Source organism: Mesorhizobium robiniae (genome assembly GCF_040545535.1).
Taxonomy (GTDB): Bacteria; Pseudomonadota; Alphaproteobacteria; order Rhizobiales; family Rhizobiaceae; genus Mesorhizobium; species Mesorhizobium robiniae.
Genome location: NZ_JBEPMC010000009.1, coordinates 219,728 through 233,681, shown reverse-complemented (window position 1 = coordinate 233,681; position 13,954 = coordinate 219,728). Strand labels below are relative to the sequence as shown.

13 protein-coding genes are annotated in these 13,954 nt (G+C 61.4%); 9 read left to right on the top strand and 4 right to left on the bottom strand.

All coding sequences use genetic code 11. The annotated features are described in order from the left end of the window. Window positions 1–82 precede the first annotated feature (82 nt). Both ABID19_RS24340 and ABID19_RS24335 read left to right on the top strand, forming a co-directional pair. Window positions 83–1,363 carry an O-acetylhomoserine aminocarboxypropyltransferase gene (locus ABID19_RS24340; protein ID WP_354493450.1) on the top strand — a complete coding sequence of 427 codons (1,281 nt, stop codon included), beginning with the start codon at window positions 83–85 and terminating at the stop codon, window positions 1,361–1,363. Next, complete coding sequence (locus tag ABID19_RS24335; protein ID WP_354493449.1) at window positions 1,364–1,720, top strand: cupin domain-containing protein; 357 nt, start codon at window positions 1,364–1,366, stop codon at window positions 1,718–1,720. A 16-nt stretch (window positions 1,721–1,736) separates the two neighbouring features. Here ABID19_RS24335 and ABID19_RS24330 read toward each other — a convergent pair whose 3' ends face one another. Next, on the bottom strand, window positions 1,737–2,438 hold the full coding sequence (locus ABID19_RS24330; protein WP_354493448.1) for a transporter substrate-binding domain-containing protein: 702 nt from the start codon (window positions 2,436–2,438) through the stop codon (window positions 1,737–1,739). A gap of 38 nt (window positions 2,439–2,476) precedes the next feature. Further along, a complete protein-coding gene (locus tag ABID19_RS24325) occupies window positions 2,477–3,724 on the bottom strand; it encodes a cytochrome P450 (RefSeq protein WP_354493447.1) in 1,248 nt (415 codons plus the stop codon). Between the two features lie 105 nt (window positions 3,725–3,829). Here ABID19_RS24325 and ABID19_RS24320 point away from each other — a divergent pair, with 105 nt between their 5' ends. Further along, on the top strand, window positions 3,830–4,933 hold the full coding sequence (locus ABID19_RS24320; RefSeq protein ID WP_354493500.1) for an NAD(P)/FAD-dependent oxidoreductase: 1,104 nt from the start codon (window positions 3,830–3,832) through the stop codon (window positions 4,931–4,933). 1 nt (window position 4,934) lies between these two features. On the opposite strand, the gene ABID19_RS24315 is transcribed toward ABID19_RS24320, so the two are convergent. Beyond that, window positions 4,935–5,525: a hypothetical protein gene (locus tag ABID19_RS24315; protein WP_354493446.1), complete on the bottom strand. Its 591-nt coding sequence runs from the start codon at window positions 5,523–5,525 to the stop codon at window positions 4,935–4,937. 332 nt (window positions 5,526–5,857) lie between these two features. On the opposite strand from ABID19_RS24315, the gene clpP reads away from it, so the two are divergent. The 4 genes from clpP to ABID19_RS24295 all read left to right on the top strand — a co-directional run bounded on the left by clpP (window position 5,858) and on the right by ABID19_RS24295 (window position 11,225). Next, complete coding sequence (clpP, locus tag ABID19_RS24310) at window positions 5,858–6,487, top strand: ATP-dependent Clp endopeptidase proteolytic subunit ClpP (protein ID WP_337125698.1); 630 nt, start codon at window positions 5,858–5,860, stop codon at window positions 6,485–6,487. A 293-nt stretch (window positions 6,488–6,780) separates the two neighbouring features. Beyond that, window positions 6,781–8,055 carry an ATP-dependent Clp protease ATP-binding subunit ClpX gene (gene clpX, locus ABID19_RS24305; RefSeq protein ID WP_029353486.1) on the top strand — a complete coding sequence of 425 codons (1,275 nt, stop codon included), beginning with the start codon at window positions 6,781–6,783 and terminating at the stop codon, window positions 8,053–8,055. Between the two features lie 287 nt (window positions 8,056–8,342). Beyond that, complete coding sequence (gene lon / locus ABID19_RS24300; RefSeq protein WP_352934995.1) at window positions 8,343–10,754, top strand: endopeptidase La; 2,412 nt, start codon at window positions 8,343–8,345, stop codon at window positions 10,752–10,754. Between the two features lie 198 nt (window positions 10,755–10,952). Further along, window positions 10,953–11,225 (top strand): HU family DNA-binding protein, encoded by a 273-nt coding sequence (locus ABID19_RS24295; RefSeq protein ID WP_006201846.1) that lies wholly within the window; start codon window positions 10,953–10,955, stop codon window positions 11,223–11,225. A gap of 109 nt (window positions 11,226–11,334) precedes the next feature. Here the strand turns inward: ABID19_RS24295 and ABID19_RS24290 are convergent, their stop codons facing one another. Then, complete coding sequence (locus tag ABID19_RS24290) at window positions 11,335–12,357, bottom strand: aldo/keto reductase (protein WP_354493445.1); 1,023 nt, start codon at window positions 12,355–12,357, stop codon at window positions 11,335–11,337. A gap of 185 nt (window positions 12,358–12,542) precedes the next feature. Between ABID19_RS24290 and hxlB the strand changes: the two genes are divergently transcribed. Both hxlB and ABID19_RS24280 read left to right on the top strand, forming a co-directional pair. Beyond that, the gene (gene hxlB, locus ABID19_RS24285) at window positions 12,543–13,109 is read left to right on the top strand and encodes a 6-phospho-3-hexuloisomerase (protein ID WP_354493444.1); all 567 of its coding nucleotides are present in this window, start codon (window positions 12,543–12,545) and stop codon (window positions 13,107–13,109) included. 3 nt (window positions 13,110–13,112) lie between these two features. Next, complete coding sequence (locus ABID19_RS24280; protein WP_354493443.1) at window positions 13,113–13,856, top strand: creatininase family protein; 744 nt, start codon at window positions 13,113–13,115, stop codon at window positions 13,854–13,856. The last annotated feature ends 98 nt before the right edge of the window (window positions 13,857–13,954 follow it).

Sequence of the window (13,954 nt, the reverse complement as noted above, 5' to 3'; positions counted from 1 at the left end):
GGCATTTTCTTCTTTGCATTCACGACTGGGCTTCGCCAAGAATGCCCGACGATTTCTGAAAGTTTCAAAAGGGAGGTTTTCGATGACCCGTACGCCCGGTTTCAATACGCTCGCTGTCCATGCCGGCGCCAAGCCCGATCCGGCGACGGGGGCGCGGGCGACGCCGATCTACCAGACCACCTCCTATGTCTTCGACGATGCCGACCATGCCGCCTCGCTGTTCGGGCTAAAAGCCTTCGGCAACATCTATACCCGGATCATGAACCCGACCCAGGCGGTGTTGGAAGAGCGCATCGCGGCACTCGAAGGCGGCACAGCAGCGCTGGCCGTCGCGTCTGGCCATGCCGCGCAGGTGCTGGTGTTCCACAATCTGATGCAGCCCGGCGACAATTTCGTCGCCGCGACAAGGCTTTACGGCGGCTCGATCAACCAGTTCGGCCACGCCTTCAAGAATTTCGGCTGGCAGGTGCGCTGGGCCGACACCAACGACGTCTCGACTTTCGAAAGCCAGATCGACGACAAGACCAAGGCGATCTTCATCGAGAGCCTGGCCAATCCGGGCGGCGTCTTCGTCGACATCGAGAAGATCGGCGACATCGCCCGCAAGCACGGCCTGCCGCTGATCGTCGACAACACGCTGGCCTCGCCCTATCTGGTGCGGCCGATCGAGCACGGCGCCGACATTGTCGTGCATTCGCTGACCAAGTTCATCGGCGGCCACGGCAATTCGATCGGCGGCGCTATTATCGACGGCGGCACCTTCGACTGGTCGAAATCAGGCAAATATCCGATGCTGTCGGAGCCGCGCCCCGAATATGGCGGTCTCGTCCTGCACGAGACCTTCGGCAATTTCGCTTTCGCCATTGCCGCGCGCGTGCTTGGCCTGCGCGATATCGGCCCGGCGATCTCGCCCTTCAATGCATTCCTCATCCTGACCGGCCTGGAAACCTTGCCGCTCAGGATGCAGCGCCACTGCGACAATGCGGTCACTGTCGCCGGCTGGTTGTCCAACCACCCCAAGGTCGCCTGGGTATCCTATCCCGGCCTGCCCAGCGACAAGAACAATGCGCTGCAGAAGAAATACTCGCCGCTTGGCGCCGGCGCCGTGTTTACCTTCGGCCTGAAGGGCGGCTATGCCGCGGGCATCAAATTCGTTGAAGCGCTCGAACTGTTCTCGCACCTCGCCAATGTCGGCGACACCAAGTCGCTGGTCATCCACCCGGCATCGACCACGCACCGCCAGTTGTCCGACGAGCAGAAGGTCGTGGCCGGGGCGGGACCCGACACGGTCCGGCTCTCGGTCGGCATCGAGGATGTCGAAGACATCATCGCCGATCTGGAACAGGCCCTGGCCAAGGTCTGAATGACCATGGCCGCGCCGAAATTTCTGTCCGTCGATATCGAGAGCGTCGAACCGGAACTTGGCGCGCCGGCGCCGGATCGTCTGATCTCCGGCGATCCGAAGTTCCGCACCTGGAACGTCGAGGAACGCGATGGCGGGCTCTATGCCGGCATCTGGGAGGCGACGCCGGGCAGATGGCGCATTGAGTATGACGAATGGGAGTTCTGCCACATCCTGTCCGGCGTCTCCGTGATATCAGAAGAAGGCGGCGAGGCGCGCACCGTCAAAGCCGGCGACAGTTTCGTGCTCAGGCCGGGCTTCAGGGGAAGTTGGGAAGTGCTTGAAACGACTCGCAAGGAGTATGTGATCAAGCTTTGATCACTTGCATGGCGCTTCACAAAAGCCGATCGACATCACTGTCGGAAAATCCGTATCCAGCCATCATGTTCCGGTGCCAGGGAGTTCCCAGCAAATCGTCCAGGTATGAATCGATGCGCTGGCGCAGGATCGGATTGTGTTTGGCGAGAGCGAAAGCGCCGGCGGCCGGCTGTTTTTCGGCTGCCGGAACGTCGATGACCTCGAGCTGCGCATCGGGCCGTCTGGTCAGGTAGCCTCGGTGCGCCATGGCGACACTTGCATAGGCGCGAACTGCACCGGCCGCGACCGCGTCTGCCGCGCCTGCTTGCGTGGCGAATATCCTTATCCGCTCCGGCGGAACGCCGTTTTGCAAGGCTGTTTGATGTTGGATCTGGCCCGATATGACGGCGATCAGCGCTGTCTCATCTCCGGCGATGGATCGATAGCCCTTGAGCCCGCGCGGATTCGCAACCAGCAGCCCGTCCTGCAACACCCAGATCGGTCGCGTGAAGTCGACGGATTTCTTGCGTTCGTCCGAAATGAACAGACCGGTGGTCATGTCCCACTCGCCTTTGGCCAGTCCGGGAAGCAGTTTGGCGAACTCGGTCTCGATGGGCGAAAAGACCTCTAGCCCCAACGCTTCGCAGACCTTCCGCGCGAGCCTGACGTCGCAGCCAGAGACATCTCCGGAAGCGTCGGTGAAGCAGAAAGGAGGCTCCTGCAAAAAAGCGAATTTCATCTTTCCGGTCATGCGATCCCAGCCTTGGCCTGCTGTTTTCAAAAGTGCGCGACGAGCTTTTCCAGCCCGTGGAAATGATAGGTGTCGCGGAAGCGCGGCTGTTGGGCAAGATAGAGCCGCGGTAGCCGGTCGAACAGGGTTTTCAGCGACACCTGCAATTCGAGCCGGGCGAGCGGCGCGCCGATGCAGAAATGGATGCCGGCGCCGAACGAGACGTTCTTTTGATCCGTGCGTTCGGATTTGAAGGCGAGGGGCTCGGCAAAAGCAAGCGGATCGTGATTGGCCATGCCGAGCAACAGGCCGATCGTCTCGCCCGGCCGCACGAGAATATCTGGAGCGACCTCGATCTCCTGATAGGCGTAGCGGGTGAACATGTGCAGCGGCGCGTCGAAACGCAGGCATTCCTCGACCGTGGCTGCGGTCGCTTCCGGCGAAGTGAAGAAGCGGCGTGGGTCACCGCCTTGCGCAAGGATCGAGCGCACCGCGTTGCCTGTCTGGTGAACGGTCGCCTCGTGCCCGGCGTTGAGCAGCAGGATAGCCGAGGACACCAGCTCGTCCTCGGAGAGTTTTTGGCCATCGTCCTGCGCCGAGATCAGCAGCGACAACAGATCGTCGCCAGGGGTTTTGCGGCGCTCGGCGACATAGCCGCGTAGAAAATCCGAAAAATCCCGCGCGGCGCGATTGGCAGTCTCTTCCGTTTCGCGTGTGCGGCCATGCATGTACATGGCGACCATCTGATGCGACCAGTCGAGCAGCTGCGGCCCCATCTCGACAGGCACGCCGAGCATCTCGGCAATGATGGTGATCGGCAACGGCGACGCGAAGGCCGGCAGCAGGTCGACCTGGTCCGGTTCGAAACGGTCGATCAGCTCGTTGGCAAGCGCCTCGACACGCGGCCTGAGACGCTCGACCTGACGCGAGACGAAGGCGCGGTTGACCAGCGTTCTGAGCCTGGTGTGCACGGGCGGTTCCAGTTCCAGCATCGAATTGGCCTCGATGCCGTCGAATGCGCTGAGATGCGTGCGGTCCTGGTCGATCCTGCTTCTATCGGGGATGCCGGCCGGGTTCTGACGACCGAAGCGGCGGTCACGCAGCAGCCGGTTGACGTCGTCAAAGCCGCCGAAGCACCAAAAACCGAACTCCTCCCAGAAGAAGGCGTTCGTTTCGCGATGGATGAAGGCATAGGCCTCGTAAGGGTTTTGGAAAAAAGCCGCCTCATGTGGATCGAGCCGCAGCTGGCGGGTGGAGGGATCGAAGGCAAGATACTCTGGCGTCAATTTGGTCATGGCAGACAATTAACGCGGCTTGCCAGCTTGGTGCCAGTCCGTATGTTGGCGCGCGACAGCCCAATGAGTTGAGCCAGCCGGCGCGGCTGCGGAAAGACTGACTTGATGAATGTGATCGTGGTTGGCGCAGGCATTGCAGGGCTTTCGACGGCGTGGTCGCTGGTCAAGGCCGGGTACCGGGTCTCGATCGTCGAACAGGGATCGATTCCCAACCCGCTTGCCGCCTCAGGCGATCATCACCGCATCATCCGCCGCGCTTATGGTGCAGCGGCGGGCTATGGCCGCCTGATCACCGAAGCTTATGAAGCCTGGGACGAAATGTGGGCCGATCTTGGCGAAAACCATCTCGATCCGCGCGGCTTCATCTGCATTTCGCGCGACGAGGGTGATGACGCCGAGCAGATGCGCGACGGGCTGGTGGCCGGCGGTTTTCCCTTCGAGATGATCGAGCCGGTCGAAGCCGTTGCGCGCTGGCCGTTCCTCGAGAGCGGAAGTTTTCGCTACGCTTTCTTCTCGCCGGAGGGCGGTGCGCTGCATTGCCGCAAGATCGCGGCGGGGCTCGCCAAATGGTTGCGGGCCAACGGCGCCAATGTCTACGAAAACAGCAAGGTGACGAAGATCGATGCCGAGGCCGGTCACATCGTGCTTGCAAGCGGCGAGACGATGCAGGCCGACCGCATCGTCGTCACATCGGGTGCCTGGGTGCTGAAACTGTTTCCGGAACTGGACGGCGAACTGAAAACCTGGCGCAACGCGCTCGCCTACGTCGAACCGCCGGCCGATTTGAAAGCGGCGTGGCAGGCTGCCCCGGTCATCCTCGATGTCGGCGGTGCTGTCGACGGCTATGTTATCCCACCGTCAGGCGGCGCCGGCATGAAGTTCGGTTCCGGCCTGCACAAGGTGCCAACCAGCGACGCCGACTGGAACCGTGAGCCGGTGCCGGGCGAGGGCGAAGCGATCCGCAATCTGTTCTCGCCGCCGATCGCCCGCATCGAGGAGTATGGGGTGACCGAGGTGGTGACCTGCGCCTACACCTTCACCGCCGACAAGAAATTCCTGGCGCATGAAAAGGGCAAATGCCTTGTTGTCTCGGCCTGCTCCGGCCATGGTTACAAATTCGGCGCAGCGGTCGGCAGGCGCGTAGCGGCGGCCGTCGGCCATGGCGACGTCGCCGGCCTGAAGAAATGGCTGAGGGCCGAAGTAGCCTGAGCTAATACCTGCAGTGCTTTGGGATATGCACCCGCCGCCAACTGGTCGAGCCGTCCTGCACCATCACGCGGCGCGCCACCTTCTGGTATGATGGCGCGATCTCAGTGATGCGCCGCCGCTCCGGTCGCACCAGCACCTCTCGGGCAACGCTCTCATATTCGGCTGGGAGGACAACCCGTCGGGTGCGCTCGGGTTCAACGACGACTGTTTCGGCGACGCGCGCGTAGCGGGCCTTGCGCCAGACCTTGCACAGCACCTTGCGGCCGTGGATGACGCGCCATTCCCACGCATAGCCGCCGTCATCGATCTTGACCTTGTGGTAGACGGTGCGGGTGATAGCTGGCACGACCTCGTACGTAACGCGGGGCGGTGCGATCTGCTCGACGCGCTCAACCGTGCCATAAATCGGCGGGTCGTAGTCGACCACCTGGCCGCCGGGGCTGACCAGCACGTTTTCATAGACGGTTTCGTAGACGGCCGGCCTGTTGACCTGCTGGTAGCATTCGAGCGCGCGTCCGCCGGCAGCCGTTTCGGACACCATGCCGAAAACGGCAAGGTTGGCGATGGCCAAGGAAGCAGGTTTCCTGATCATGGCACTCCCCTGTTGAACCTTCAGCAAAGCTCAACGTTGAATTGTAGGGGAAGCCGCATCGCGGGAAAGCAGTTTCGAGATATTTCGTTAAGCGACGCGGTTAAGAAACTGCTACGCGGCCGCGCCGCCTCAAGAGCAGCAGAAGGCTGCTGGCGCAGCTGCGGGCGAATCCTGTGCAGAAAGCTTGATTCGACTTAACCGGATGGCTAGGAGGGGCGGCCTTGCGCTAGGGTGAGCCGACATCCTATTTACAGGATAACGATCCAGAACCGATTCTGCCCGACCTTCTAATCCCCCGGCGCCGGAATCCCATCCTCAATAAGGGATAGTCCATGAAGAACCCCGTCGAAACCTACATGAACCTCGTTCCGATGGTGGTCGAACAGACCAATCGCGGCGAGCGGGCCTATGACATTTTCTCGCGGCTCCTGAAAGAGCGTATCATTTTCATCACGGGTCCGGTCGAGGACGGCATGGCGACGCTGGTCTGCGCGCAGCTCTTGTTCCTCGAAGCGGAGAATCCGAAGAAGGAAATCAACCTCTACATCAATTCCCCCGGTGGCGTCGTCACCTCGGGTATGGCGATCTACGACACCATGCAGTTCATCAAGCCGGCGGTGGCGACGCTGTGCATCGGCCAGGCGGCCTCGATGGGCTCGCTGCTTCTCACCGCAGGCGAGAAGGGCATGCGCTTCGCCACGCCGAACGCCCGCATCATGGTCCACCAGCCTTCCGGTGGCTTCCAGGGCCAGGCTTCCGACATCGAGCGCCACGCTCAGGACATCATCAAGCTGAAGCGTCGTCTCAACGAGGTCTATGTCAAGCACACCGGCAAGAGCTACGACGAGATTGAAAAGACGCTCGACCGTGACCACTTCATGACCGCTGACGAGGCGAAGGATTTCGGCCTCATCGACAAGGTCATTTCGTCGCGCGAGCCGGTCGAAGGTGTTGCCACATAAGCCCGGTGGCAGTTGGATGGCGGGAAAACACAGTTTTGATGCCGCTTGCGGCATTTCGGCCACAATTGGCTGTTCCCTCGACGGGAGCAATTGCCTACGTTAAGCCTATGTTGATTTTCGACGGCTTAGCTTTGTGCGGGGTTGGTGCGAATCATTGCGACGTTTTCTGATATGTGTTTCGTATGGAATGCGTTGCGGGAGCCGGAACACTGGCGGCGGCGAATTCCCGCGATAGATTGAATATGCGCCCTTTCAACCAGACCATCGGCGGGCGGCTATGAAAGGACATGAAAATGAGCAAGGTCGGCAACAACGGCGGTGATTCCAAGAACACGCTCTATTGCTCGTTTTGCGGCAAAAGCCAGCACGAGGTGCGCAAGCTGATCGCCGGCCCGACGGTGTTCATCTGCGACGAATGCGTCGAGCTCTGCATGGACATCATCCGCGAGGAGAACAAGACCTCGATGGTGAAGTCGCGCGAGGGCGTGCCGACCCCGCAGGAGATCCTCAAGGTTCTCGACGACTACGTCATCGGCCAACCCTACGCCAAGCGCGTGCTGTCGGTGGCCGTCCACAACCATTACAAGCGCCTTGCGCATGCCGGCAAGAACAACGACGTCGAGCTGGCGAAGTCCAACATCTTGCTGATCGGCCCGACCGGTTGCGGCAAGACGCTGCTTGCGCAGACGCTGGCCCGCATCATCGACGTTCCCTTCACCATGGCCGATGCGACGACGCTGACCGAGGCCGGTTACGTCGGCGAGGATGTCGAGAACATCATCCTGAAGCTCTTGCAGTCGGCCGACTACAATGTCGAGCGCGCCCAGCGTGGCATCGTCTACATCGACGAGATCGACAAGATCTCGCGCAAGTCGGACAATCCGTCGATCACCCGCGATGTGTCGGGCGAGGGCGTTCAGCAGGCGCTGTTGAAGATCATGGAAGGCACGGTCGCCTCCGTGCCGCCGCAGGGCGGCAGGAAGCATCCGCAGCAGGAGTTCCTGCAGGTCGATACCGCCAACATCCTGTTTATCTGCGGCGGCGCCTTCGCCGGCCTGGACAAGATCATCTCGGATCGCGGCCGCAAGACCTCGATCGGCTTCGGCGCCACTGTCGCTTCGCCCGAGGATCGCCGCACCGGCGACGTTTTCCGCCTGGTCGAGCCTGAGGATCTGTTGAAGTTTGGCCTCATTCCCGAGTTCGTCGGCCGCCTGCCTGTCCTGGCGACGCTGGAGGACCTCGACGAGCCGGCGCTGATCCAGATCCTGACCGAGCCGAAGAACGCGCTGGTCAAGCAGTATCAGCGGCTGTTCGAGATGGAGAATGTCGACCTGACCTTCCATGAGAATGCGCTGTCGGCGATCGCCAAGCGCGCCATAGAGCGCAAGACCGGCGCGCGCGGCCTGCGCTCGATCATGGAAGCGATCCTGCTCGACACGATGTTCGAGCTGCCGGCGCTGGAAGGCGTGCGCGAAGTGGTTATTTCGGAAGAGGTGGTGTCCGGCAACGCCAGACCGCTCTACATCTATTCCGAGCAGAAGGAAAAGAAGGGCAACGTCAGCGCCTGACGTGAGCCGGCAATAGACTTTGTTTTGAAACGGCGCCGCGAGGCGCCGTTTTGCCATTGCGGACGTGCCGACTTGCGATGAACGGATTGTGACAGATTGGATGAACGGTTTCGTGTTGGCCCTTGATCTTTGCCCCCCGTGCCTCCAACTAACTGAGGAAGGCCGGGGTGCCGAATTTCTGTGCTGTAAAACTCCCGTCACAAACGGTGGTAGGCGGAACGATCCTCGGTCGTTAATATGAGATTCGCGGTTGGCCGATTGGCGGTCGCGACATGAAAGGTTGGACAATGGCCAAAATATCCAAGGCTCCCAGCGACGGCGTCTTCGCAGTCCTCCCACTGCGCGACATCGTGGTGTTTCCGCACATGATCGTTCCGCTCTTTGTCGGGCGTGAAAAGTCGATCAAGGCGCTGGAAGAGGTGATGGGTCAGGAAAAGCAGATCCTGCTTGCGACCCAGATGAATGCCGCCGACGACGATCCCGAGTCCGATGCCATCTTCGACATCGGCACGCTCGCCAATGTGCTGCAGTTGCTGAAGCTGCCGGACGGCACCGTCAAGGTGCTGGTCGAAGGCGCCTCGCGCGCGAAAATCGTCTCCTTCACCGACCGTCCCGACTTCCACGAGGCCCGTGCCGCAGCGCTGGTCGAACCGGAGGAGGAAGAGGTCGAGGTCGAGGCGCTGGCCCGTTCGGTCGTCACCGACTTCGAGAACTACGTCAAGCTGAACAAGAAGATCTCGCCCGAAGTGGTGGGTGCCGCCAGCCAGATCGACGACTATTCCAAGCTCGCCGATACGGTTGCCTCGCACCTTGCCATCAAAATCCCCGAGAAGCAGGAGATGCTGGCCACGCTCTCGGTCAAGGAGCGGCTGGAAAAGGCGATGGGCTTCATGGAAGCCGAAATCTCCGTCCTGCAGGTCGAGAAGCGCATCCGTTCGCGCGTCAAGCGCCAGATGGAGAAGACCCAGCGCGAATACTACCTCAACGAGCAGATGAAGGCGATCCAGAAGGAGCTCGGCGAGGGCGAGGACGGCCGCGACGAGGCCGCCGAGATAGAAGCGCGCATCAAGAAGACCAAGCTCTCCAAGGAGGCCCGCGAAAAGGCGGAAGCCGAACTGAAGAAGCTGCGGACCATGTCGCCGATGTCTGCAGAATCGACCGTCGTGCGCAACTATCTTGACTGGATCCTGTCGATACCGTGGGGCAAGAACTCCAAGGTCAAGCACGATCTGGCCTTCGCGCAGAACGTGCTCGATACCGATCATTTCGGCCTCGACAAAGTCAAGGACCGCATCGTCGAGTATCTCGCCGTACAGAGCCGCCAGAAGAAGCTGAAGGGGCCGATCTTGTGCCTCGTCGGACCTCCCGGCGTCGGCAAGACCTCGCTCGGCAAGTCGATCGCCAAGGCGACCGGCCGCGAGTTCATCCGCATGGCGCTGGGCGGCGTGCGTGACGAGGCCGAAATCCGCGGTCACCGGCGCACCTATATCGGCTCGATGCCCGGCAAGGTCATCCAGTCGATGAAGAAGGCGAAGAAGTCCAACCCGCTCTTCCTGCTCGACGAGATCGACAAGATGGGCCAGGATTTCCGCGGCGATCCGTCATCGGCTTTGCTCGAGGTGCTCGATCCCGAGCAGAACTCGACGTTCATGGACCATTACCTCGAGGTTGAATACGACCTGTCGAGCGTGATGTTCGTGACGACGGCGAACACGTTGAACATCCCTGCGCCCTTGATGGACCGCATGGAGATCATCCGCATCGCCGGCTACACCGAAGACGAGAAGATCGAGATCGCCAAGCGCCACCTGATGCCCAAGGTGATCCGCGATCATGCGCTGCAGCCGAAGGAGTTCTCCGTCGGCGAGGATGCGATCCGCGGCATCATCCAGACCTACACTCGTGAAGCGGGCGTCAGGAGCCTGGAGCGCGAGTTGATGAAGCTCGGCCGCAAGGCAGTGACCGAGATCCTGAAGACGAAGAAGAAGACGATCACCATCACGGCGGACAATCTCGCCGATTATCTGGGTGTTCCGCGCTTCCGCTTCGGTCAGGTCGAGGCCGACGATCAGGTCGGTGTCGTCACCGGCCTCGCCTGGACGGAAGTCGGCGGCGAGCTGCTGACGATCGAAGGCGTCATGATGCCCGGCAAGGGCCGCATGACGGTGACCGGCAATCTGCGCGACGTGATGAAGGAATCGATCTCGGCGGCGGCCTCCTACGTCCGCTCACGGGCCATCGATTTCGGCGTCGAGCCGCCGCTGTTCGACAAGCGCGACATCCACGTCCACGTGCCCGAGGGCGCAACGCCCAAGGACGGACCGTCGGCGGGTGTGGCGATGGCGACGGCGATCGTCTCGGTGCTGACCGGCATCCCGGTCAGGGCCGATGTGGCGATGACCGGCGAGATCACGCTGCGCGGCAGGGTGCTGCCGATCGGTGGGCTCAAGGAAAAGCTGCTTGCAGCACTTCGCGGCGGCATCAAGAAGGTGCTGATCCCGGAAGACAACGCCAAGGATCTGGCGGAGATTCCGGACAACGTGAAGAACAATATGGAGATCGTTCCGGTCTCACGGGTCGGCGAAGTCTTGCGCCATGCGCTGGTGCGTATGCCGGAGCCGATCGAGTGGGTCGAGCCGGTCAATGCGCCGGCTGCGGTGGATGCCGGAGACGACGCCAGCAAGTCGCTGGCCCATTAGCTCTTGCTAAAGTTGCAATGCACAAACAGAGAGCCGGGCCTTGAGCCCGGCTTTTTCATGTGAAAAACCCCGGAATTCCGGGCTTTTTTCGATTTTTTTCGCGCTTTTCGACTTGGTTGCGGAAGCGCTTCTTTCTAAAGTCCGTTTCCTGCCGGATGAGTCGTACGTTTCCGGTTTTTCTCATGGAAGGGAATTTTTATGAACAAGAACGAACTGGTGTCCGCTGTCGCCGATGCCGCGAGTATTTCGAAGGGTGACGCGCAGTCGGCGGTGGATGCGGTGTTTTCCGTGATCACCGGCGAACTGAAGAAGGGCGGCGATGTCCGGCTTGTCGGCTTCGGAAATTTCACCGTGTCAAAACGCGCCGCGTCGACCGGCCGCAACCCGCAGACCGGTGCGGAAGTGAAGATTCCGGCGCGCACCGTGCCGAAGTTTTCGGCCGGCAAGGGCCTCAAGGACGCTGTAAACTAAGCGCGCCCTTTTACATTTTCAGAAAATCAGAAAAGCCGGGCATGCCCGGCTTTTCTTTTACGTCCACTTTGGTGGCTTGCCCTGGTTGCGAGATGACCGCGGACGCGGTCTATGCGGTCGGCGCATCCGCGCGCATCAGCCCTTCCTTCTTGAGATCGGCCCAGAGTGCCGACGGCAGCTTCGCGTCGAGCAGCGCGCGGTTGCTTTCGACTTCGCTCGGCCGCTGGCCGCCGGGGATCACCGACACGACCGAGGGGTGCAGTAGCGGAAATTGCAGTGCCGCCTCGATCAGGCGCACGCCGTGGCGTTTGCAGATGGCCTCGATGCGCGTGACGCGGTCGATAATATCCTGCGGCGCCTCGGAATAGTTGTAGTAGGCGCCAGGCTTCGGCCCGGTTGCCAGGATACCGGAATTATACGGCCCGCCGAGAACGATGCCGATGCCGCGCTTCTGGCATAGCGGCAGGAAGGATTGCAGCGCCTCCTGCTCCAGCAGCGTATAGCGCCCGGCAAGCAGGAAAAGGTCGAAGTCGCCACGCTCGGCAAGTGTCTGGGCGACCGGCCATTCGTTGATGCCGCCGCCGAACGCCTTGATGACGCCCTGGTCGCGCAGGGCCAGCAGCCCATAATAGCCCGAGCGCATGAACTCCTCGATGCGCTGGTCGGAAGCCTCCTTGCTGCCATGGGTGAAGATGTCGACGTCATGCACGAATAGGATGTCGATGCGGTCGACACCGAGGCGCTCCAGCGAGGCTTCGAAGGAGCGCATGACGCCATCATAGCTGTAATCGTAGACCTCCCGGCGCGACGGTGTGTCGAAGAACTTGCCGATGCCCGTGCGTTGGTCCGGCGGGCAGGCGCGCATGATGCGGCCGACCTTGCTCGACAGCACATAGTCGTCGCGCTTCTTCGAGCGCAGGAACGGATTGAGCCGCGTTTCCGAGAGGCCGAGCCCGTAGAGCGGCGCGGTGTCGTAGTAGCGGCAGCCGACCCGCCAGGCGGCCTCCAGCGTGGCGTTGGCATCCTCGTCGGAGACGGCGCGATAGAGGTTTCCCAGCGGCGCCGTGCCGAAGCCGAGTTCCGTGAATGCCATGCCGCCATTGCCGATGCGGTCGAAATGCCGTGTCTTCATGTCCCGTTATTTCCTCACCTACGCAATTGCCATGACACTATCACGCCTGCGGCACTTCAAAAGTACTTCGAGCCGTTGGACACGGATTTTCACGGTGATAGCATGAGCAAAAACAAGCTGTTCGGGGAAAACGTGGCCAAAACGTTCAGACAGATTTTTGATGCCGGCCAGCTGGTGGGTCTGCCATGACGAATGCCGGCACAAATCTGTTCGGGACTGCGCTGGACGAGCTTGGCAGCGTGCTGGCACGGGTCGACGAGAGCCGCGTCGACGCTGCTTGCGCCATGCTGGCCGGCGCGAACAAAGTCGTCGTTTATGGCTGCGGCCGCGAGGCGCTGCAGGTCCAGGGCTTTGCCATGCGCCTCTACCATCTCGGCCTGCCTGTGTCGGTGGTCGGCGACATGACGACGCCGCCGCTCGCCGCGGGTGACGTCTTTCTCGTCAGCTCCGGCCCGGGCGAGACCTCGACCGTTCTGACCTTAATGCAGGTCGCCCGCAAAGCCGGTGCGACCGTCCTGCTGCTGACCGCGCAAGACGAGAGCAGCGCCGCGAGACTTGCCGACTTCGCCTTGCTCATTCCGGCACAGACCATGGCCGACGATCAGGATCCGGAAAAGACATCCGTGTTGCCGATGGGCTCGGTCTTCGAAGGCGCGTTGTTCCTCTTGTTCGAGGTGATGGTGCTGAAGCTCAGGACAATCACCGGCATATCACCCGAAGCGATGCGCGCCCGTCACACCAATATGGAATAGATCATGCGTTACGAACTGATGCTGCCGCACCAGATACGCAAGGCCATCGCCGAGAAATGGCCGGTCGTGCTCCCACTCGGCGTGCTCGAATACCATGGCGAGCATATGGCTGTCGGCATGGACACGCTGGCGGTCGTCAAGATGCTCGAGTTGTACGAAAAGGAGGCTGACATCGTCATCCTGCCGCCCTTCTACTATGGCGCGGCGAGCTACGCGGTGGCGCCGCCGGAGGGCAATGGCTCGTTGCAAGTCGGCGGCAATTCGTTGGCGCCGTTCGGCGAAGAACTGTTCTACAGCCTGCTGCGCATCGGCTTTCGCAACATCCACGCCATCATCCACCACCAGACCGAGAATTTTGCCGCCGGGATGCCGACCGATCTCGCCTTCAAGACCGCTGGGCGGCAGGCGATCTTCCGCTTTCTCGAAAAGGAGCGCGGCGAGGGCTGGTGGGGATCGCAGGCGATGGCCGACTACTATGCCGGGCATGCCGCGGGTGAAAATTTCTTCAACTGGGTGCAGGTGCATCCGCTGATGCCGACCACGATGAACGGCCAGTACCCTTTCGATCATGCCGGCATCGGCGAGACGTCGCTGATGCTGGCGCTATGCCCGGAGGCAGTCGACGCCGGCCACTTCGCCGATAACAAGAGCTGGTATACGGCGAGCGCGCCAGAAGCCTCGGCGGAACTCGGGCAAAAGGGCGTCGCGATGATCCTTGATCATTTGCGTGTGACGCTTTCGGCCTAAAGCGGCTCTCCCTTCTCCCCTTGTGGGGGAAGGTGGCCGAGCGAAGCTCGGTCGGATGAGGGGTGTTCCAGCTTGACACCGATGGTGCTCCGTCCAGC